The sequence below is a fragment of the Rhodococcus sp. NPDC056743 genome (assembly GCF_042790355.1).
Taxonomy (GTDB): Bacteria; Actinomycetota; Actinomycetes; order Mycobacteriales; family Mycobacteriaceae; genus Rhodococcus_F.
Window position 1 is genome coordinate 392,029 of sequence record NZ_JBHTZI010000003.1, and the last position, 20,300, is coordinate 412,328.

Sequence of the window (20,300 nt, forward strand, 5' to 3'; positions counted from 1 at the left end):
CATGAACGACCCTGTGCGAGCCCACCGGACTTCATTGATCGCGATTCGTGATTGATTGCGATACGTGCGCGATTCTGGGTCGGCTCGCAGTTCGAACCTCCCCGAAGGTCCGAACTGAAGGATTTAAGTTGTGTTGCCTCGTGTACCCACCGCTTATTCACGGTGCTGCGCACACGGCTACGAAGTGATTGCCCAGACGGGGAGGATCGAAACACCGCGTCGATCCAAAGAAATCACGGGTTCATCGAAAGCGTTCGGCTTCGCGCGCGAGTGCCGTCAACTGCTCGCACAACGAGAGAAGTTCGGCGGAATCAGCGCCTTCGGCGACCGCAGTGGCAACATCCTCGGCAGCACACCGTACTTCGAACATTCGGTCCACCAGCTCGACAGCCTCGGTCGCCGTCAGAATGACCGCATCCGCTGGAACGCTGGTGCCTTTCACCGCATTGCGCTGCTCGTACGCACGCTGACGACACGACTGACAGCAGTAACGACGCCGCCGGCCGACGCCCACAGCTGCCACGCCACGACCGCACCACGCGCAAGGACTACCGGCGCTTCTGGGGCGCGTGCTCGAGGTCATGGCATGACACTTTACTCGAGATTCCGACGCCCTCGATGTCCACTCGGATGTGCGCGCGCAGTACCCGGTAAGATGGGGAGGTTGCGTCTTCTCGCCACACGGGAACCAATCCGGTGCTCGTGGCGTTGTAGATGAGTGTGAGCGTCTACTCCCCAAGACAGGGCGCCCACCAGCGGTGACGAACGAAGAGAGGACACCACCATGGCAGATCGCGTACTTCGAGGTAGCCGACTCGGAGCTGTGAGCTACGAGACCGACCGTGACCATGACCTCGCCCCCCGTCGTATGGCGAAGTACAAGTGCGACAACGGTGAGATCTTTGACATCCCGTTCGCCGACGACGCCGAGATCCCCGGTACGTGGATGTGCCGTAACGGCCTCGAGGGTTCCCTCATGGAGGGCACTGCGCCCGAAGCCAAGAAGGTCAAGCCGCCGCGTACCCACTGGGACATGCTGCTCGAGCGTCGTTCCGTCGAAGAACTCGAAGAACTTCTGAAAGAGCGTCTCGATCTTCTGAAGGCCAAGCGCCGCGGAGCGTGATGCGCTAGCACCACAAGTTGCACGTCGAAGACCGTCCGGCCAGTTGCCGGGCGGTCTTTCTCGTTGCGTTCGATGCCGATGCGGTCCTTGTGTTGCAGCCATTGTTCACGAACCCTTCTTCGACGCCGACGTCCTCCGAAAGCGCTCCCGCTCAGCAGTTTTCATCGGTCAGACAAGCACCCGTGCCGGTAGCGCTCCTCGCGTTGTGCGCGGGGAAAGCCATCGACACGGATATCTGTACCAGTGTTTGCTGTATCCCCGGACGGCTCGAATGCCAAACGTCACAGACCGAGCACAGTCAGTACGCGAGTGAACACATCTTCTTCGAAGTGAGCACCGCCTCCAACGCCGTGAAAGCCATGCTCACTCGAGGAAAAGGGACCCAGCTGCCTGCTCGAGTGCGCTTAGGTCGTCCAGCGACGCATCGCCACGTATCCCGCTGCTCCCACCACAATCAGCGCGACTCCCAGGGAGACCGGCGTCGAGTCCGTCACCAATCCCGCCATGCCGGTGACTGCTACGAAAACAGGGACGAAATCGAACAGTCGAGCAATGGATTCCGGTGGCTCGACCGGAAACCCGAGTGCTTGGCCGGCCTTGCTCCGGGCGTAGCTCGGATACCACTCGGTGAATGAGATAGCGAAGAACGTGCCCGCCAACTGCAGAATCCAACCCGTCCAGAAATTGCCGCTGTCGCCTAACACTGCGTCGCCGATCAGTCCGACAATCGCGGACCAGGTGAAGGCCAGCGCCCAGACCGCGGTGATGACGTAATTGATCCGCAAGAACAGTGACGTGGTCCAGTACTCCTGCGGGGTGGATTCCTTTGCATATTGCATGGTGAACGGGTTGCGGAGCAGTATCGATCCGAAAGCGAAGACAACAAGCGCGACATTGGTGAGCTCACCGCCCCATAATTCGAACCACTCGATCGTATTTGCCGACGCGAACAGACCGATTCCTGCGAGAACGCCGAAGAAGAGGACATCGAACAGTTCCAGCAGTTTCAGAGTGCCGCCCCGCCGATGATTTGCGGCCAGTATCAGCAGCGATAGCCCGAGTGCCGCCGCCGCGGATTCTTCGAAGCGCCCTGGTCCGGACAACAACGAGAGCAGAATCCACGGCGACAGTCCAGCAAGTGGAGACCGCAGAACCTCGTCGACAACGCTGGTTTTGCGGATGACACTCTGATCTTCGATCATGGGAAACGCCCTTTGCTCGGCTCGGTGTCATGGCGAATACCCGAAATAGAAGACCGCAAGCCCCTTTTAGCGGCGTTTCTTACCCCCTGGTTCGCATTTGCCGGCGTACTTGTCGAGTCCGATGCCCTTGTTCGCTTTCTTACTGCGTCCGGTCGGTCCCGATTTCGGCCGCTGCACCCACTGACCGTCGGCGTCCAGACCTGGCATGCGCTCACTGAGCGTTCGGCTGTACCGAGTCTCGCCGTCGACGGTCAGAACTCCGTCTTGGACGTCGATGTGCGCGATGGTCGCCCAGAACGAGTTCTTGCCGTTGCCGACGAACACGAGGATCTCGTCGGCGTCGGGACCGGGGAGCCCGTCCTTGCCGGCCTTGCCGTAGCGAATGGCGACGCGAGGTTTGCCGAACGAGTCGATGGCACCTGCCCCGTTGTCCACGCTCTGATAGACGTTGACCAGCAGATCGCCGTTCTCTTGTGGCAGCACGCGGACCTGCTCGACAGCCGGCTTCTTTCCCTTGCCGGGACCGGCGCTGTCGCCGTAGTGGTAGATGTGCGGCCACGTTTCAAGTCCACCGCGATGATTCGGCTCTCCGCTGATGACAACGTAGTCGTTGGTCTCTTCGTTGCGGCAGAAGAAGTAGACGTCGAGGTCTCCTTCGCCATACTTCTTGACCTTGCCGTTTCCGTCGTACGTCGCCCCGCGGCCGTCCCATTCCAGGCCGACGGTCAGTACCCAACTCGGATCGCCCTGGCTCTTACGCAGGTCGATGCGCGCTGTCTTGTCCGGTGAATCCTTGGTGAGGCTGACGGAAACTTTCTCGAAACTGATCGTCGGAGCCGCACTGACAACGGGTGGCTCTGGTGCCACAGCAGCACTTGGCTCGTCGTCATCGACGTCGATACCGTGTTCGGCGGCAAAAGCTGCCAAACCGGCGCTATACCCCTGTCCGACGGCGTCCAGACGCCACCCTGCGCCGCGGCGATACAGGGCTACCAATTGCAGCACCGTTTCCGTGGTCAAACCTGTTGGCACAAAAGACAACTGCTGCGACGTGCCATGAGCGTCGACGCGGATCGAGGAGACGTCCGAGAAGTTCTTGCCCTGCGCCTCGGTGCTGCCGGTCATCAGCACGCGGTGAACGTCGGCGGGCAGAGCCGCGAGGTCGATGGTGATCGTCTCGTCCGACACGAGTGCAACGCCCGGTGCTTTCGGGTTGTTGAAGAAGACGAAGTCGTCGTCGGTCCGGACTTTGCCATCGGCGCCGAGCAGGACCGCCGCGATGTCCACAACACCACGAACGCTTCCGGTGTCGAGCGCGATGGTGTAACTCGAATCGACCAGATCGGTTTTCGAGCCCTTGGTTACGTCAGTCATTGCTCTCTCCTGTTTCGGGAAGGGCTGGGTCACGTCGTCGGGAAATCACTGCCATCACTATGGCGCCCGCAGCGAGGAGGCACAGGACTACCTCGGGCGCGGGGCCGAGCTTTGTTGCAAAGGTGGTGCCGGTCGAGAGTGGCACGTCGGCAACCAGGTACTCGGGTACGAACAGATCAGTTTCCGAGGTGACGGAACCGTCCGGCGAGATGATGGCACTGACACCGCTGGTAGCTGCGACGACAACCGCTCGGCCGTGTTCGACGGCACGTACACGCGACATCGCCAACTGCTGGTACGTCATCTCCGTATCGCCGAACGTCGCATTGTTGGTCGGTACGGCAAGAATTTGAGCGCCGTTACGGACGGATTCCTGGAAGGCCCGGTCGAAGGCCACTTCGTAACACGTGGCGATGCCGATAGGCACGCCGGCAGCGTGAACAACGCCATTGCCGTCGCCGGGTACGAAGTTGCCTGCCCGGTCGGCATACTCGGAAAACTTCCGGAAGAAATCGCGGTACGGCAGGTACTCGCCGAACGGCTGGATGATTTTCTTGTCGTGCTGTTCCTGCGGCCCCTTGTTTCCGTCCCAGACGATCACGGAGTTGGTGGTCGTCCGATCGGCGTTGACCAGCACGGTACCGACCAGGATCGGCGCACCGATCGACACGGACGCGCGAGTGATGTCGGCGGCTGCGTCCACGTTGCGCAACGGATCGATGTCCGACGCGTTTTCCGGCCAGATGACAATGTCGGGTTGTTTGACGCGTCCGGCGTCGACCTCGTCGGCGAGCCTGAGGGTTTCGGCAACATGGTTGTCGAGCACCTGTTTGCGCTGGGAGTTGAAGTCCAACCCCAACCGCGGGACACTGCCCTGAATTGCGGCGACGGTAATCGTCTTCTCACTGGAGTCCATGGTCGCGAGAAACGGCGACACGACTACAGCCAGCAGAACCGGTACGACGGCCGCGGCAACAGCTCCGATGACTCCCCTGTCCCAGCGTTTGCCTGCAACGGCAATTGCCAGCGCAGCCAACCCTGTCCCCGTGAGTGCAACCGCAAAACTGAGCAGTGGCGCTCCGCCGATACTGGCCAACGGGAGAAGCAAGCCTTCGGATTGGCCGAATGCAAGCCTGCCCCAGGGGAATCCGCCGAACGGAACGCTCGAGCGAAGCCACTCGGTCAGAGTCCAGGTGGCGGCAATCCACAGCGGCGCCCACGGCAAGCGCGACACCAATACTGCCAGGAGTCCGAACAATCCGATGAACAGTGATTCCACCGCGGCAAGAGCTAGCCACGGCATCGCGCCGACAAACACACCGATCCACGGGAGCAGCGGAATCAGGAACCCGAGACCCGCCAGGTAGCCGTATCCGAAGCCGGCTCGCAGCCTCAGTCCCCCGCGACCGAAGTTCGTGAGCACGCACGTCAGGAGAGCAATGCCCACCGGAGCGAGAAACCACAGCGGCCGTGGCGGAAATCCGGCGAAGATCAGAAATCCACCGGCAGCCGAGTAGAGCGACCGCAACCAGATCGAATCAGTCAACAGGGCCGTCAGTCGGGTGCGTTCACCGACAACGGGCTCAACGCTCATAAACGACGCGTCCGCGATGCACCGATCGAACGCACACCGGGGCCGGCGCGTCGGCGTCGAGCTTCGGTAGTGCCGGGACGCGCGAGCGCGGATCGGTCGACCATCGCTGGACCGAGTCGGCGGGAGCGCTCACCTCGAGGTCGCCCGCTTCCCACATGACGTACGACGCCGGTGCGCCCGGGTTGAGAGTTCCGGCCGCGCCGTCGCGCACGCCACCGGCGCGCCAGGCGCCGCGGGTTGCGGCTGAGAACGCTGCGCGAGGTGAGATGCCACTTCCGTCGGTGCGGTGATGCACAGCGGCGCGCAGCATCGCCCACGGTTCCACCGGAGTGACCGGGGCGTCGGAACTGAAGGCGAGGGAGACGCCGGTGGATGCTGCCGGGGCAAACGGGTTCAGCGCAACGGCGCGTTCGCTGCCCAGCCTGGTGGCGTACAAGCCGTCGGTGCCGCCCCACAGCTCGTCGAAAACCGGCTGGACGCTGGCGATGACGCCCAGCGAGGCAAAGGTTTCGGCGTCGGCGATCGACATCATTTCGGCGTGCTCGAGGCGGTGCCCCAGTGCTGCAACCTTGGGTCCGCCGAGTTCATCGGCAACCTGCCGGAAGGCTTGCGCCGCAGCCGAGACGGCGGCATCACCGATTGCATGGAAACCGGCTTGGATGCCGGCGAGGGTGCAGGCGCGAATGTGCGCTGCGATGCCGTCGACACCGAGGTAGGCGTTACCGGTCGAATCCGGTTGATCTGCATAGGGTTCGGTGAGCCAGGCAGTATGCGATCCCAGTGAACCGTCGATGAAGAGGTCGCCGCCAAGTCCGTGAGCGCCGGTCTTGTCGAGGAGCGCCTGCGCGTCTTCCGCGGTGCTGACGTGCTGACCCCAGTAACCACGGACCTCGACGCCGTGATCGTGGGCAAGGAGTTCCTGGAAGTCGGTGAGGCCCGAGATGTCCGGGCCGCCGCACTCGTGCACGGCGATGATGCCGCGTGACGCGCAGAGATCGAGAGCCGCGGTGCGTGCCGCGGCACGCTGATCTGCTGTGAGGAGGTTGCGTGCGGCGGCGCGGGCGAGGTGGTGAGCGTCGAAGGTGAGCGGGCCGTCGGGCGAGTAACCGGCCTCGTTGGCCAGTCCCTCGATCCCGTCCCGCAGTGTGCTGGAGCAGACTGCCGAGTGTACGTCGATCCTGGAGAGATACACCTTGCGACCGGGAGCTGCTGTATCGAGGTCAGCCGTCGACGGCGCAGTACTGTCGGCCCACTCGGTATCGTCCCAACCGTGTCCCCAGATGACGGCGTCCGGGTTGGCGTCAGCGAATGCCGTTACCCGCGAAAGGCATTCGTCAAGCGACTGCGTGCCGACGAGATCAAGTCCGACAATCGACAATCCCAGAGCAGTGATGTGGACGTGAGTGTCGACAAAACCCGGGGTGACAAACGCACCGTCTAGATCTTCGATCTCGGCGCCGGGATGCAGTGCCCTTCCGGCGCGTTCGTCACCTACCCAGACGACGGTGCCGTCGGTGATGGCGAGTGAAGTCGCGTCAGGTGCAAAGGAACTGTAGATCCGGCCGTTGACCAGCAGTCGAGTAGTCACAAACGCCAAGTCTGCCTGCTAGTACTGCGGCCCCCGCGAACGGGTAGGTGTATCCGTGTCGAGAATCTCACCTTCGAGGACGAGTTCTTTGCCGTTGCTTGCGACATATTCGGTGGTCGCGGTAGGTGTTTCGACAATGATCTCGCCGTCGATGACCTCACCGTTTCCGCGCATCCGTGCTGCGTATCCGACGGTGCCGGCAAAGGCGTCACCACCTGCTGCGAACGCTGCCGCACGTTTACCCGCCAGAAGTACAGCCAGAGGACGCAGTGCCCACCGGGTCGGGGGAATCAGCAGAAGCAGACCCAGGACCGACGTGACAAGGCCGGGGACGAACATCAACGCAGAACCAGCGGCCACGAGGGCGCCGTCTGCGACAGCAAGCGATGGCGAACCTTCGCCGCGTGTTGCTTTGCGGAATCCGTCCATGACTTTGCGCCACTGTGAACGCATGAGCACCAACCCGACCAGTGAACCGGCCAGGAAGAGCAGGATCGTCCAGGCAATGCCGATGGCGTTGCCCACGATGACAAGTGCGGCGATCTCGACGATCACGTAAAGCAGGAACAAGGCGGCGATCATGACGTCCCCTTTCAGACGGTCTACCAGTACAACGCACGACGGTCCGGTTTTTCTCCCGAGCCCCCGACATTGCCTGTGTAGTGAGTCACTTCGGCGCTTCAATCGGTGTGCGTCGCGGTAACTAACGCTCCGCTAACGATCTAACCCTAAAGTTGACCTTTAGACTCTGCATGTGGTCAAGTCGTTTCAGCCCGCTTTCCAGCGGACCCAGTGAACGTGAAGGAGCCCGACATGAGCCGACTCCCCGGCAAGAGACTTTCCCGACGTCTACCCGCTGCGCTTGCCGGCGCTGCCGCCGTCGTAGCCCTGACTGCAGGATCTGCCCTGTTCGGAGCCGGTACCGCGGCAGCAGATCCCGAGGCACCTGCCGAGTTCACGGTGCCTATCGAGATCAATGTGCCCACCGACCTCGCAGCACTGATCGGTCAAGCCGCCGCAATCTCGCCCGAGGCAACTGCTGCGTTGAATCAATTGATCGGCACGGCGGCAGCTGACCAGATCGCGTCAGCTTTCGACCTCCCCGATTTCGGCGTCACCACACCGGCATCGTTCATGTATCCCGCACCGACGGTCGGCTGTGGGCTCGACGGACAGATGGCGACCGTGACTCTCGCAACGGCGCAGTCGGGACCCAACTTTCCGTTGCCACCGTGGGTGGAAGACAACCAACTCCGGTTCCAAGCGCTTCCCGCGTACATCGGGATTCCGGAGACATCCGAGTTGAGTGTCGCGTGGATCAACACCAGCACGTTCAAGGGCGGCATTGTTCCTCTCGACGAATCCTTCGGCGACGTTCCTCTGATGTCGACAGTGGTCGACACCGGCGACGGCAAGGTTCTCGCCGCGATGTTCGGCAAAGTCGACTACACCGACGGAAAATCCTGCATCGTGCTTCCGACGGTCGGCTCCTTCGACGCCTGAGCCTGAATCGACTGGCTGGTCGGGCCGGCGACCGCCGCCTACGAGCCGGGAGTAACCAACCCGGTCTCGTAGGCCAGCACGACTGCTTGCACACGGTCACGAAGATCCAGCTTGGTCAGAATGCGCCCGACGTGAGACTTGATCGTCGATTCGGACAGAAACAGCTCCTGAGCGATTTCCGTGTTGGATCGACCTGTCGCGATATGGCTGAGCACTTCCCGTTCACGCTCGGTCAACACATCGAGAACAATCGGATCGCGCCGCGGCGCCGGGCCGTCAACGATAAAGCGAGACAACAACCTTCGCGTCACCTTGGGCGACACCACAGCATCCCCGGCAGCAACGCTGCGGATCGCGGACACGAGATCCTCGGGCGGGGTGTCCTTGAGCAGGAACCCACTGGCGCCGGCCCGCAACGCGCCGAGCGCATGTTCGTCGAGGTCGAACGTTGTCATCACCAGGACACGCGAATCGATCCCCGACGCCAGAATCTGCTCGGTTGCACTGACCCCGTCGACGATCGGCATCCGAACGTCCATCAGCACGACATCCGGCTTCAGCGCGATCGCCGAGGCAAGGGCAGCCGCGCCGTCCCCGGCCTCACCGACGACGGAAATATCTTCGTTTGCCGCGAGGACCATATTGAGGCCCATTCGCATGAGTTCCTGGTCGTCGACAATCAGCACGGAGATAGGCACCGCGTAAACCTATCGGGCCGACAGAGCTGATGCGACTCAGCCACTCCGCCGGGCCGGCTGATGTCGGGTGGCGTCGTAGGCCTCGAAGTAGGATTCGCCCACCACGAACATGCCGCGCTGCGGAAGCCAGAAGTCTCCGAGGCGCGCCTGTTGAGGCAGCGGACCGGGCGGTCCGATGTCGACCCCGTCGATACTCGCCCGACTTCGCTCGACGGTCCACAACATCCGCGGATTGGCTCTAAACCACTGACCGTTCGGGGTCGTGCCGGTCAATTTCACCCGGCCGACGCCCAGCGCAGGTCCAGCGGCGCGTCCCATCGCGGACAGGACGCCATCACTGCGCCATAACGCCTCCGGCATGAGCCTGCCCAGGCCCGTCATTGCGGCAGTGGCAACTGATCGGCCCAGTTCGAGTTCCCAGACGAGTGACTCGTCCACCCGGGCAGTGAAGGTCGACGGGCCCGCCCACGTCACCGTGATCTCTGCTGTTCGTGCGGCCGCGAGATCCGAGCCGAAGTAGCGGGCACAGCTGGTCTCGGGTGGGTTGCTGCTGTAAATGACCCAGCTTCCGGCGGGATCTCGATGCCACACCGCGTCGTACCCGGCCCCGACAGAACTGGCGGGAAAATGCCGCAACGCCAGGTAGTGGCCACTTGCAAACGGCTGCCCCATTACTCCGTATCCGGCGAACCGTTCTTGTCCATCGCCGGGAGGAACATCTCTGGCGCGCTCAGCAATCGAACGTGGATTGTCGGTCATTGTTCGTCCTCTCCGAATCCATCCCCTTTCGGTGGTTACCCCGTTTCGACGTCGACACCGGCGTGCTGCGATGTGCACAAATCCAGCGACGTGAGCGGGTGCAACATCGGCCGGGATTCTGAAATGCTGGATGTACAGCAACCGGAAGATGGGAAGGCTGTCATGAGGTTCTACGAGGATCACTTCGTTCCACGGCTGGTGAACATCACCTGCGGGATGTCGCTGACCGAACCGTCCCGCAAGCGAGTCTGCGCCGACCTACACGGCCGAGTAGTCGAAATCGGGTTCGGATCCGGACTCAACGTCCCGTTCTATCCGAACACCATCGATTCCGTCAGCGCTGTCGAACCGGCCGACCTCGGCTGGAAACTGGCAAGCGCACGGCTCGCGGCGTCGCCGATACCCGTCGAGCGCTCCGGACTCGACGGCCAGTCACTTCCCTTTCCCGACAACACCTTCGACACCGCACTGTCCACCTGGACGATGTGCACGATCCCCGACGCACACGCCGCGCTGCGCGAGGTTCGACGGGTCCTCAAACCTGGCGGTACCTTGCATTTTGTCGAACACGGTCTGGCTCCGGACGAGAATGTTCGACGCCGACAGCACCGCTTCGAACCGATCCAGAAAGCTGTCGCGGGCGGTTGCCATCTCACCCGTGAGATCCCTGCACTTGTCCGAGCCGCTGGATTCGAAATCCGCGACCTCGATACCTTCTATCAAAAGGGCGTCCCGAAAATCATGGGCGCCCTCTCGCTCGGGTGTGCCGCACCCATGATCCCCTGAGGGAACTTTCAGCTCACGGTAAACGTAGAGTAAAGGAGAAGTTTTCACACCCCTACAGAGAGCACCATGGACAGACACAGACCCCGGCCGGATACCACCCACTGCGTAGCGAAACGTGATGACGAGGTGTCCGGCTCATGATGATCGCACTGACACTGCTGCTCGGAGTAGTGGTCGTACTGCTTATCTCCGCAGTGACCGGATACTTCGTCGCGCAAGAATTCGCCTACATGGCCGTCGACCGCTCCCGCCTCAACTCGCTCGCCGAAAGCGGCGACGCCGGAGCCAGACGAACTCTCGCGGTTACCCGTCGCACATCGTTCATGCTTTCCGGCGCCCAACTCGGGATCACAGTGACCGGACTTCTCGTCGGTTACGTCGCCGAACCACTCATCGGTAACTCGTTGGGGACGATGTTCGGCGGCATCGGCGTCCCGACAGCAGTCGGGTTGGCGATCGGCGCCGTCCTCGCGCTTCTCTTCTCCACACTGGTACAGATGCTCTTCGGTGAGCTCTTCCCCAAGAACCTTGCGATCGCTCGGCCAGAGCCGGTGGCTCGGTGGCTGGCCCGCTCGACCACGATTTACCTCAAGTTGTTCGGGTGGTTGATCTGGATCTTCGACCAAGCATCGAATGTGCTGTTGCGCGCCTTGAAGATCGAACCGGTGCATGACGTGGAACACTCTGCTTCTGCCCGCGACCTCGAACACATCGTCGCCGAGTCCCGTGAAACCGGCGAGTTGCCGCCGGAGTTGTCGACGTTGCTCGACCGTATTCTCGATTTCCCCACCCGCCCCGTCGAGCACGCGATGATTCCTCGCACACACGTGGACACAGTCCGCGTCGACGACTCCCTCGACGACGTCATCGCACGTATGGGAACGGGACACTCCCGTTACCCTGTCGTCGGCGACGATTCGGAGGATATTGTCGGTGTCATCCATCTGCACGACGTGCTCACGATGACAGCAACCAGCGACTCGACGGTGCGCTCCCTGGCCCGTCCCGCTCTCGTTCTCCCCACCACATTGCCGCTCCCGAAAGCCTTGACCGAACTCACTGACACCAAAAACCAACTCGCCTGTGTCATCGACGAATACGGAGGTTTCGCTGGTGTCATCACGCTCGAGGACATTGCCGAGGAGATCGTCGGAGAGATCACCGACGAACACGATCCGGACCTTCCGTTCGAACTCCCCTCTGCGGACGGACCGTGGATTGTCGCCGGCGGCACACACCTCGACGAGGTCGAACGCACCATCAGCCGCGACTTGCCCGCAGGCGACTACGAGACGATTGCCGGGTTCACCATCGCCCACTACGGGGAACTGCCGCCCGTTGGCGCGCAGATCCGTGTCGAGCTGCCGCCCGACCCTGCCGACCTTATCTCCGACGACAACCCGCCCCGCCGCTCAGTGGTCATCGAGGTTCTCTCGGTTGATCGACATGTCCCGTCATCGCTGCGCATTCAGGTCGACGACATACCTCAGTCCGCCGACGCGACCGCCAAGGAGGCGAAGTGATGGACAACCCCTGGATAATTCTCTCGATCACGGTCGCACTGATCGCACTCAGCGCTTTCTTCGTCGCCGTCGAATTCGCGCTTATCTCCGCCAAACGGCACCGTCTCGAGGATGCAGCGCCGAACAGTCGCGCAGCCCGCGCTGCCTTACGCAGCTCATCCGAATTGACGGTGCTGCTCGCCGGCTCCCAGCTGGGCATCACCATCTGCACGCTGGCGCTCGGCGCGATCACCAAACCTGCCGTCCACCACTGGCTGACCCCCGCTTTTTCGAATTGGGGAATGCCGCTCTGGGTGGCGGACGTCGCAGGCTTCGTCCTGGCCCTGATCATCGTGACGTTCCTCCATCTGGTTGTCGGTGAAATGGCCCCGAAGTCATGGGCCATTGCCCACCCCGAGAAATCGGCGACGATGCTTGCCATACCGATGCGCGGGTTCATGTGGCTCACACGGCCGCTGCTTCAGGCTTTGAACTCGATGGCGAACTGGTTGTTGATCAAAGTTGGTGTTCAACCCGTTGCACACATCGGCAGCGGGCAGGATCCCGCGGCCCTGCGGCACTTGGTAGAACACTCGGCGAATGTGGGAGCACTCGACGCCAGTTACTCGGCTCAGCTGTCCGGAGCTCTCGATATGCAGACGCTGACAGTGCGCGACCTTCTGCGCAGCGACAAGGAGCCCACCTCGGTCACTTCAGGCACCCCACTCGATCAGGTTCGCAGGGTTTCGAAGCAATCAGGGCATCTACGAATCCTGGTTCGCGACAACGGTATTCCTCTCGGAATTCTCCATGTCCGAGATACCCTGCTCCAGCCCGACGACGCCCGCGCAGCAGACATCATGCGACCGGCGTTCACGCTCGCATCCGATACCCCGGTCCACCTCGCACTCGCATCGATGCGGGAAACCCGAAATCATCTGGCGGTCGTCACCGACAACGGGACAACCGTTGGGATAATCACTCTGGCTGACGTTCTCGCTCGGCTGTTTCCGAAGGTTGAACAAGCGGCGTGAAGTGATCGTTTTCACCGGGTTCTCCGTGCGGCGTAGTGCATCTCGCGGGGTGGTCAGCCAAGTCCGATCGGGGTGTCAGCCCCAATGGTTGACCGCCCCATGTGAAGGATCGGGAACGGGCGCCCGTCTGCATCGGTTGCCGATCGACTCAGGACGGCAAAACCGTGGCGCTGATAAAAGCCGACAGCTTGCGGGTTCTGCTCGTTCACGTCCAGACGGAGATGCGGATGGCGGTCGATCGCACGCGCCAGAAGCGCGGAACCAACACCATGCCCACGGTAGGAACTGTCGACGAACAGCATCTCGAGTGAATTGCCCACAAGCCCTGAGAACGCCACGGGAGTTTCCTCAACCGCTGCAACCGTCAGTTCGACCGCTGGGAAATAATCACTGATCATCCGAGATTCATAGAAGTCGACATCCTCGGCGGTCAGAAAGTCGTGGGTTGCTTCGACGGCGCTCCGCCAGATGCGAACGAGCGCCGGCCACTCACTTTCGGCCTCACACGGGCGGAGAACGAATTCCTTCGACGTGCGCATGAAGTTCGATATTACGGACGGCCGGCAACGGGTCGTCAACTGAATTACGGCCTCCGCCAAGTATTCTCTGATCGATGAGACAGCTGCGTTCACCCCACCCGTCAGTGTGAAGAACGACTGGTACACCGCACTCACCGAGCCAAGGAACGCATGAGCAACCTGACAGCCATCGACACACCTGGATCGGCCTGCGTACTCCCGCCGGCGTTCACTTCGGACTCGCGGCGACAAGGCCGCTGACCGCAGAAGTGACCTTGACGCGGCACGCGAGCAACACCCACACCGTTTCGGCATCACAGTTGTGACGAAGGTAGCTCCGCCGTGTTCTCTGGTGTACGAGTGAAGGTGCTCTCGCGCCCGGTTTTCTGCGGGCCCCTGTGTCCATTTGCGATTGGAAGGAATGCGGTTACGCGCTGTCTGATCACGAGATCCGGGCGATATGTCCGGTCACTTGCTCGCAAGAGGGCGCCAGTACTGACGCTTGCCGCCATCGCGAACGACAATGCGGTGGCGAGCCAGTTCAGTTCGCAGCTCTTGTTGATCCGCTGAATCGCCGCCGTCCAGAGCAATTTGGCGGGCCCTCAGTATCGCGTTCGCATCCTGGGACAGCCCGGACGCCCCGTCGACCCACCGTGTGAACGAATCGGCGTATGGGTCGCGCTCGCGCCACGAATAGCCGTGTGAAGCGAATGCAACTTGAAGTGCGGCGAGTGATAGACCCGTCTTTTCCCTCGCGAGTTCCTCACTCGCGGAGCCCAACAGGACCAGATGCCCCTCGTCGACGAATGCGCAGTTCACATCAGTGGCGGAGAGTGTCGTTTCCTTGTCGCTTCGCTTGATCGTGACGTTCTCGTCGTCGATCGTGACGGACACGATGTGGTCGTAGACCATGACGGAGAGGAAACAGCCGGCCAGAGAGCCAACGATGACAAGTACCAGTGTCGTCTTGAATCCGATGACATCAGCGAGTTCGGTGATCTTGGCTTGGTTCGGAAACCAAGCCAACGCTGCGATCCAGGTGGGGACGCGGCTGAGAGCGAAGCCCACCAGGGCCCCGACCGCCGGCAATATCGTCCACAGCGCTAGGTGCAGAGCTGTCGAGTGACGCACTGTTGTCTTGTCGAGTGTGGCAGTCATATCCGATCCACTCCTGGTTGTTTGTCGATAGGCCGAACGCCTGCAGAACCAGCCTCGGTAGCGTTCGAAGCGATCGCGTGGACATACAGCGAGGACCATTGCTCGGCAAACACCGCAATTTGTTCTGGCTCTCGGCCGCGTAAGAGCCCTGGCACTTCACCCATCCCTGACGTCAGCACCGATGCATAGAGCGCAGCATCGATCTCACGGAACTGGCCATAGGCTTGGCCTTCTTCGATGAAGCTGACCAATTCGCCGGTGCCGGATCGGTGACTGGCCGCAACCGCATCGCGGACCTCCGCGACGGCAACCTCCCTGCGTATCTCGGTCATTGCGCTGACCTGGTCACCATCGCGCGCGCAGTAATGGACGAAGCGCGTCAGCATGCCTTCGAGTGCGGCGGGGTAGCTGTCTTCATCGCCGGCATCTGATTGATCGGCCATTGCGGCGTCCAGTCGTGCTTCGACGGTCGCGAGCACCGCCCGCATCAGTGCTTCCTTTTTGTCGAAGTGGTAGGTGATCAGCCCTGGGCTGATCGACGCACGTTTCGCGATGCGGGCGAATGACGCTGCCTTGTAGCCGCTTTCGGCGACAACCGAAATTGTCGCATCAATAATCTGTGCACGCCGGGCAGCTTCGATGAAGGACACGCGAGGCAGGTCATCTGCTGTTGCTATACGCACAACCAGAAATTTATATGAATAACCAGTAGACGGCAAGGTGAAAGCGCAGAACGACGTGTCCTGACCGTCACCAGAGTGAGGGTGGTAATCCCGCGGCCAAGGCCGCATTCAATCGAATGTGGGGTTGTCTCACGATCGGTGCCGCACCAACAAACGATCGCGAGACACTGCACCTGAGTGAACAGAATGGACAGCGCGGTTCATTTTCGTCTGCACTGCAACTCCAAGAACCTCCCTTCACGCAATTGCGCTGACGGACCGTCTGCCATTTGAGCTACTGAAAACGCGATGGATCGCTGGGCCTCTGCCCTCTTCCACCACTGGACTGCCGGCCGCAGACTTCCTGATTCGATATCGAAAGGACACGGCATCGCGAAGCGGTCAGACAGAACCCCAAATCTGCTGGCTCACAAGGAAAATCTGTTCGGTCGGTTGTCGACTTCGACGGTCATTTCAGCGTCACAACCCACCCGAATCGAGGCAAATCGGACGATCCGAGACCGTTTGCAGCGTGATATACATCACATCTCAATTCAATTCTGTAACGCCCAAAAGGCTCCGATAACGGCAATCGACCTGCAAAGACGCGTTCCGATGCATATCCGTTGCACAAACGCGCGTCGACACGCCGACCCGTGACCAATCCGTGACAGTGACCTACCTTGGAGTGAGCCCAAGCAACCGGGCATTACCGGATCGCCACCGCCAGCCCCACCCCGTGATTCGGATTCGACAACATCCCCTGTGGTGGGAGCTGAGACGGTCACCGTCCTTCGCTGGCGGAAATGGAAAGGAATTATCTACATGAAGAAGAACACTGTCACTCGCGTCCTTGCTTCCGTCGCCGCCGCCGGCGCCCTCACGGCCGGGGCCTTCGGCCTGAGCACGGGCACCGCATCTGCTGCCGGCCACGACTGGTCGGGCGTTGCAGAATGCGAATCGTCGGGCAACTGGGCTGCGAATACCGGCAACGGCTACTACGGCGGACTCCAGTTCAGTCAGAGCACGTGGCAGGCCTACGGCGGCTCGGGCAGTGCACACACCGCCAGCCAGGCAGAACAGGAACGTGTCGCGGAAAACGTCCTCGCCGGTCAGGGCGCCGGCGCATGGCCGGTGTGCGGACAGTACCTGCGCTGATCCCCAACCCTCAATCATTGCGGCTCTGCCCGGTGACCGTCGACTCCGACGGTCACCGGGCAGAGCCATTTCAACAGCATCCAGCCTCGAAAAACTGCACAGCTCAAGTAGATTCCCGACGAGACATAGCCCAACTGCAAGCGATATCAGACAGGGCTACGAAGGTATCCGCTGATCAATATGTCGAGACCCTCGAGATAACCGTCAGCCGTCGTCCCCACCGGCCAGTCTTCGAGCACCTCGCTGAGTACAGGCAGTTCCGCGGACCCGATTTCCCGGATCTTGATCGCAAGAGGTGACATGCTGCCCTCCGGCCGCGCATCGTTGTCGTAGATATTGAGCAACGATCCCAGTGTGTAACTCCACAGCGCTCGATAAACCAACAGTGAGCGACGCGGAGACATCCCGAACTCGACACAAGCGGCCATGGCTCGATCAACCAGGATCAAAGCGCCGCTCCCGCCTCGTCCACCACGCTGAAGCAATTCGATGATCCAGCGCTCCGACGCCAAAGTGTCGAAGATGGCGGCAAAGATCACGTGCAGGCACTCCGCAGGATCCTGAGGCAACACCAAGGCGCCGAGATTCTGCGAGTATGCGTCCAGAACCGCACTGATCAGCTGTTCCTTATCTCCAACGTGGCGATACAGCGCCATCGGCGTAGTGCCGAGCGACTTTGCCACAGCGCGCATGCTCAGCGCGTCGGCGCCGCCCGACGCCAGCTGACGCTTCGCCTCGTCCACTATCTGCTCCGCCGTCATCGTCGGCGGACGTCCGAGCCGTGGTGATCTCGGCTCCATCTTTTCGCCCATCCGTCGATTGTGCGCGTCCCTGCCACAGTGCTCTCGCTTGGGGAACCCCTTGCATCTCCCTCCTTTGCAAGGTAAACCTAACTACTTATGAGAACATGTATACAAACTAGGCGGTCCCAATGACGCGGACAACTCGTGCTGTAACCGCGCCTGCCCTGGTCCTCGCCACCGCTGCGGCAGCGCAGTTCCTGGTGGCATTCGACATGTCAGTCATCAACGTCGCGCTGCCCGACATCCAGGAATCACTACGCTTCTCCGACGCCGGGCTGTCGTGGGTCGTCAATGCCTACGCACTCGCATTCGGTGGACTCCTTCTCCTTGGTGGTCGCCTGTGCGACGTGCTCGGCACTCGAAAAGTCCTGGTCTCGGGGCTGCTGCTGTTCGCTCTCGTCAGCATTGTCGGGACCTTCTCGAACTCTGCCGAGATGCTCGTCGGAGCGCGTGCCCTTCAAGGCGTCGGCGCCGCGATGATCGCTCCTGCCGGGCTCGCCGCTCTCAGTCAGGCCTTCCCTGCCGGCCGTGAGCGGGCAAAAGCCTTTGGAATCGGGGCTATGACGTCGGCGCTTGGCGGTGCATCAGGTGTCGTCCTGAGCGGAGTTCTCACCGAAGGGTTCAGTTGGCGATGGGTGATGTTCGCCGGCGCACCGGTTGCGCTGGTCGCAGCGGTTGCCGGTGCCCGCGGCCTACCCGCCGGCCAGCACAGTAGCGGCGGCTCCCTCGACCTTCCCGGCGCGATCTTGGCGACGACCGCAATCACCGCGCTGGTCGGCGCCGTCATCGCCACCGAATCGCATTCCTGGACTTCGGGTTACGTTCTGGGCGGATTCGCGCTCACGATCGTCCTGCTCACTGCATTTGTTGTGGTCGAGAGCCGCTGCGCCACACCGTTGGTACGACTGTCCACTCTGCTTCGTCCCCGAATCGGGCTGGCCAACGCCATCATGTGCTTGGTCTGTGCAGGCCAGTTCAGTGCGTTCTTCTTCGTCTCGCTGTATCTGCAACGCGGACTGGGATACTCGCCGACCACCACCGGTCTGGCTTTCCTGCCGTTCTGTGTCGGCCTGGTTGTCGGAATCCTCGCATCCACCAAACTCCTTCCGCGATACGGGGTTCGGCCACTACTCGTGATCGGAACAGCACTCGCAGCGGTCGGAATCTTCGTCTTCTCGTCCATGAACGTCGACAGTTCCTTCTGGGCTGTGCTCATTGCGCCGTCACTGCTGACCAGCATCGGCATCGGTCTCTCGTTCATGCCGCTCAGTAACGTCGCCACCGCCGACGCCCCTCCCGAAGAAGTCGGCATGGCATCCGGGCTACTCAGTACGTCACGTCAGATCGGTGGTTCGCTCGGACTTGCCGTTCTCGTGAGCGTCGCAGCTTCGGTGACCGCACGGTCCGAGAGCACACCGACGGAAGCGCTGGTTTCCGGATACTCGCAAGCTCTGCTCGTCTGCGCAGGTCTCCTGCTGGCCGGCACCGTCTTGTCCTTCTTCTTCCCACGAACGGATCGTTGATCTCAGATGTTCAGCACCCGAACCCGCTCTCGGCATCAGCGCCGACGCACGTTGGGCAGCCTTCAGTGCGCTCTGACATCAATCCTTGATCTGGAGCGGAAGTTCTGCGTACACGCGCCAACTGCCATCCGGACGTCGACCGGTCTCGAGGGTTCCCTGCAGAACTGCGACACGTTCACGCATTCCGACCAGGCCGTTGCCGGAACCGCCCGTGAAGGCCGACATCGTTGTCCCCCGGTCGGTGACTTCCACAAGAACAGAGGTTTCGGTACGGCGCACAGTTACTCGGGCCTTCGGACTGGAACCGCCGTGGCGAAGCACGTTGGTCAGTGACTCCTGAACGATCCGATGAATGCCTAAACTCACGGACGGCGTGATGTCGTCGAGTTCGCCCGTCAACTCCAGCCGCACACTCAAACCCGTTGCGCGCATCATTTCCACAACCTTCGCGATGCCTGCAGACCCGTGCTGCGGCATCGCGTCGTTGTTGACTTCGGTACGCAACAGTGAAACCGTGCGTCGTAGTTCTGCGAGCGCGTCACGTCCGGTGCTCGAGATGTTGCCAAGGGCTTTCTTCGCGAGCGCCGGATTCGTGTCGAGGGCGTAGCCCGCCCCGTCGGCCTGGACGATCATCACGCTCACCGCGTGGGCAACGACGTCGTGCAGTTCACGGGCAATGCGGGTGCGCTCGGCGGCCACGGCTTCCTCGGCTCGGCGGTCGCGGTCGTATTCGGCGACCTCCAGTCGCGCTGCCACTTCTTCGTCGTACGCGCGTCTGGCACTGACAAATTCGGCACTGATCCAGGCCAGGGCGAACAGCATTGCGGTAACGATGAGGTCCAGGACGATGTCGGTTCGCACCACAAGCATCGCCAGAGTCGAGTCGATAAAGAGGAATCCGAGATAAATCGCGGCGGTGCGGCGGTCCACGTACATGACCAGTGTGTAGAGAGCAACGCCGAGCGCCAGCAAACCGGGATGTTCGATCGATGCATTCCCGCTCATCCACATGAGAAAAGTGCTGGTGAAAGACATAAGAAGAATCGCTACCGCTGACACTCGCGGATACTTGCGACGCCAGAGTACGGGAAGGCAGATCAGAAAGCCGAGGGCCAGTTGTGGCCAGTGTTCCTCACGCTCCGAACCGATGTACGAGATGATTTCCAGGCCGAAGAACAGCAGCGCCAACGTACCGTCGGCAATCATCGGCTTACCTCGCAGCCACAGGCTGAACCTCCTCATGCGGTCAAGACTCCCACACCGTGGCCGCATTGCTCGTCACACTGTGAGAGAGTCACCGCCGTGGATATTGCGG

Annotated in this window: 19 protein-coding genes and 1 pseudogene; 7 read left to right on the forward strand and 13 right to left on the reverse strand. The window is 61.5% G+C overall.

Going from position 1 to position 20,300, the window contains the following annotated elements:
• Nucleotides 1-241: 241 nt before the first annotated feature.
• On the reverse strand, nucleotides 242-583 hold the full coding sequence (locus tag ACFRFQ_RS09085; RefSeq protein ID WP_378655878.1) for a hypothetical protein: 342 nt from the start codon (nucleotides 581-583) through the stop codon (nucleotides 242-244).
• Between the two features lie 201 nt (nucleotides 584-784).
• On the opposite strand from ACFRFQ_RS09085, the gene ACFRFQ_RS09090 reads away from it, so the two are divergent.
• A complete protein-coding gene (locus ACFRFQ_RS09090) occupies nucleotides 785-1,123 on the forward strand; it encodes an RNA polymerase-binding protein RbpA (RefSeq protein ID WP_033232034.1) in 339 nt (112 codons plus the stop codon).
• 404 nt (nucleotides 1,124-1,527) lie between these two features.
• On the opposite strand, the gene ACFRFQ_RS09095 is transcribed toward ACFRFQ_RS09090, so the two are convergent.
• The 5 genes from ACFRFQ_RS09095 to ACFRFQ_RS09115 form a co-directional block, all read right to left on the reverse strand.
• Nucleotides 1,528-2,325, reverse strand: a complete 798-nt coding sequence (locus tag ACFRFQ_RS09095) for a hypothetical protein (protein WP_378655882.1) — start codon at nucleotides 2,323-2,325, stop codon at nucleotides 1,528-1,530.
• A gap of 66 nt (nucleotides 2,326-2,391) precedes the next feature.
• The gene (locus ACFRFQ_RS09100; protein WP_378655883.1) at nucleotides 2,392-3,699 is read right to left on the reverse strand and encodes a TerD family protein; all 1,308 of its coding nucleotides are present in this window, start codon (nucleotides 3,697-3,699) and stop codon (nucleotides 2,392-2,394) included.
• Nucleotides 3,692-5,293, reverse strand: coding sequence for an apolipoprotein N-acyltransferase (lnt, locus tag ACFRFQ_RS09105; protein ID WP_378655886.1), 1,602 nt, complete (start codon nucleotides 5,291-5,293; stop codon nucleotides 3,692-3,694). The genes ACFRFQ_RS09100 and lnt overlap by 8 nt, the downstream gene beginning before the upstream one ends.
• Entirely contained in the window at nucleotides 5,283-6,881 is a 1,599-nt protein-coding gene (locus tag ACFRFQ_RS09110; protein ID WP_378655889.1) for an amidohydrolase, read from the reverse strand. The genes lnt and ACFRFQ_RS09110 overlap by 11 nt, the downstream gene beginning before the upstream one ends.
• An 18-nt stretch (nucleotides 6,882-6,899) precedes the next feature.
• Nucleotides 6,900-7,463 carry an FxsA family protein gene (locus ACFRFQ_RS09115; RefSeq protein ID WP_138868606.1) on the reverse strand — a complete coding sequence of 188 codons (564 nt, stop codon included), beginning with the start codon at nucleotides 7,461-7,463 and terminating at the stop codon, nucleotides 6,900-6,902.
• A gap of 231 nt (nucleotides 7,464-7,694) precedes the next feature.
• Between ACFRFQ_RS09115 and ACFRFQ_RS09120 the strand changes: the two genes are divergently transcribed.
• Complete coding sequence (locus ACFRFQ_RS09120) at nucleotides 7,695-8,384, forward strand: hypothetical protein (RefSeq protein WP_378655892.1); 690 nt, start codon at nucleotides 7,695-7,697, stop codon at nucleotides 8,382-8,384.
• Nucleotides 8,385-8,422: 38 nt separating this feature from the next.
• Here ACFRFQ_RS09120 and ACFRFQ_RS09125 read toward each other — a convergent pair whose 3' ends face one another.
• Both ACFRFQ_RS09125 and ACFRFQ_RS09130 read right to left on the reverse strand, forming a co-directional pair.
• The gene (locus tag ACFRFQ_RS09125; RefSeq protein WP_378655894.1) at nucleotides 8,423-9,082 is read right to left on the reverse strand and encodes a response regulator; all 660 of its coding nucleotides are present in this window, start codon (nucleotides 9,080-9,082) and stop codon (nucleotides 8,423-8,425) included.
• A gap of 36 nt (nucleotides 9,083-9,118) precedes the next feature.
• Complete coding sequence (locus tag ACFRFQ_RS09130; RefSeq protein WP_378655897.1) at nucleotides 9,119-9,841, reverse strand: hypothetical protein; 723 nt, start codon at nucleotides 9,839-9,841, stop codon at nucleotides 9,119-9,121.
• A gap of 162 nt (nucleotides 9,842-10,003) precedes the next feature.
• On the opposite strand from ACFRFQ_RS09130, the gene ACFRFQ_RS09135 reads away from it, so the two are divergent.
• The 3 genes from ACFRFQ_RS09135 to ACFRFQ_RS09145 all read left to right on the forward strand — a co-directional run bounded on the left by ACFRFQ_RS09135 (nucleotide 10,004) and on the right by ACFRFQ_RS09145 (nucleotide 13,163).
• Nucleotides 10,004-10,627, forward strand: a complete 624-nt coding sequence (locus tag ACFRFQ_RS09135) for a class I SAM-dependent methyltransferase (RefSeq protein WP_378655899.1) — start codon at nucleotides 10,004-10,006, stop codon at nucleotides 10,625-10,627.
• A gap of 137 nt (nucleotides 10,628-10,764) precedes the next feature.
• Entirely contained in the window at nucleotides 10,765-12,150 is a 1,386-nt protein-coding gene (locus ACFRFQ_RS09140; RefSeq protein WP_378655902.1) for a hemolysin family protein, read from the forward strand.
• Nucleotides 12,150-13,163, forward strand: coding sequence for a hemolysin family protein (locus tag ACFRFQ_RS09145; protein WP_378655905.1), 1,014 nt, complete (start codon nucleotides 12,150-12,152; stop codon nucleotides 13,161-13,163). The genes ACFRFQ_RS09140 and ACFRFQ_RS09145 overlap by 1 nt, the downstream gene beginning before the upstream one ends.
• 53 nt (nucleotides 13,164-13,216) lie before the next feature.
• Here the strand turns inward: ACFRFQ_RS09145 and ACFRFQ_RS09150 are convergent, their stop codons facing one another.
• From ACFRFQ_RS09150 to ACFRFQ_RS09160, 3 genes are all read right to left on the reverse strand, one after another.
• The gene (locus ACFRFQ_RS09150) at nucleotides 13,217-13,702 is read right to left on the reverse strand and encodes an acetyltransferase (protein ID WP_378655907.1); all 486 of its coding nucleotides are present in this window, start codon (nucleotides 13,700-13,702) and stop codon (nucleotides 13,217-13,219) included.
• A 447-nt stretch (nucleotides 13,703-14,149) separates the two neighbouring features.
• The gene (locus ACFRFQ_RS09155; RefSeq protein ID WP_378655910.1) at nucleotides 14,150-14,839 is read right to left on the reverse strand and encodes a hypothetical protein; all 690 of its coding nucleotides are present in this window, start codon (nucleotides 14,837-14,839) and stop codon (nucleotides 14,150-14,152) included.
• Nucleotides 14,836-15,522 (reverse strand): TetR/AcrR family transcriptional regulator, encoded by a 687-nt coding sequence (locus ACFRFQ_RS09160; protein WP_378655913.1) that lies wholly within the window; start codon nucleotides 15,520-15,522, stop codon nucleotides 14,836-14,838. The genes ACFRFQ_RS09155 and ACFRFQ_RS09160 overlap by 4 nt, the downstream gene beginning before the upstream one ends.
• 804 nt (nucleotides 15,523-16,326) lie before the next feature.
• Here ACFRFQ_RS09160 and ACFRFQ_RS09165 point away from each other — a divergent pair.
• Nucleotides 16,327-16,653, forward strand: a pseudogene (locus tag ACFRFQ_RS09165) (transglycosylase family protein); the annotation flags it as partial.
• A 152-nt stretch (nucleotides 16,654-16,805) separates the two neighbouring features.
• Here the strand turns inward: ACFRFQ_RS09165 and ACFRFQ_RS09170 are convergent.
• The gene (locus tag ACFRFQ_RS09170; protein WP_378655915.1) at nucleotides 16,806-17,471 is read right to left on the reverse strand and encodes a TetR/AcrR family transcriptional regulator; all 666 of its coding nucleotides are present in this window, start codon (nucleotides 17,469-17,471) and stop codon (nucleotides 16,806-16,808) included.
• A gap of 119 nt (nucleotides 17,472-17,590) precedes the next feature.
• Here ACFRFQ_RS09170 and ACFRFQ_RS09175 point away from each other — a divergent pair, with 119 nt between their 5' ends.
• Nucleotides 17,591-18,985 carry an MFS transporter gene (locus tag ACFRFQ_RS09175; RefSeq protein WP_378655918.1) on the forward strand — a complete coding sequence of 465 codons (1,395 nt, stop codon included), beginning with the start codon at nucleotides 17,591-17,593 and terminating at the stop codon, nucleotides 18,983-18,985.
• 78 nt (nucleotides 18,986-19,063) lie between these two features.
• Here the strand turns inward: ACFRFQ_RS09175 and ACFRFQ_RS09180 are convergent, their stop codons facing one another.
• Nucleotides 19,064-20,227 carry a sensor histidine kinase gene (locus ACFRFQ_RS09180; protein WP_378655920.1) on the reverse strand — a complete coding sequence of 388 codons (1,164 nt, stop codon included), beginning with the start codon at nucleotides 20,225-20,227 and terminating at the stop codon, nucleotides 19,064-19,066.
• Nucleotides 20,228-20,300 lie beyond the last annotated feature (73 nt).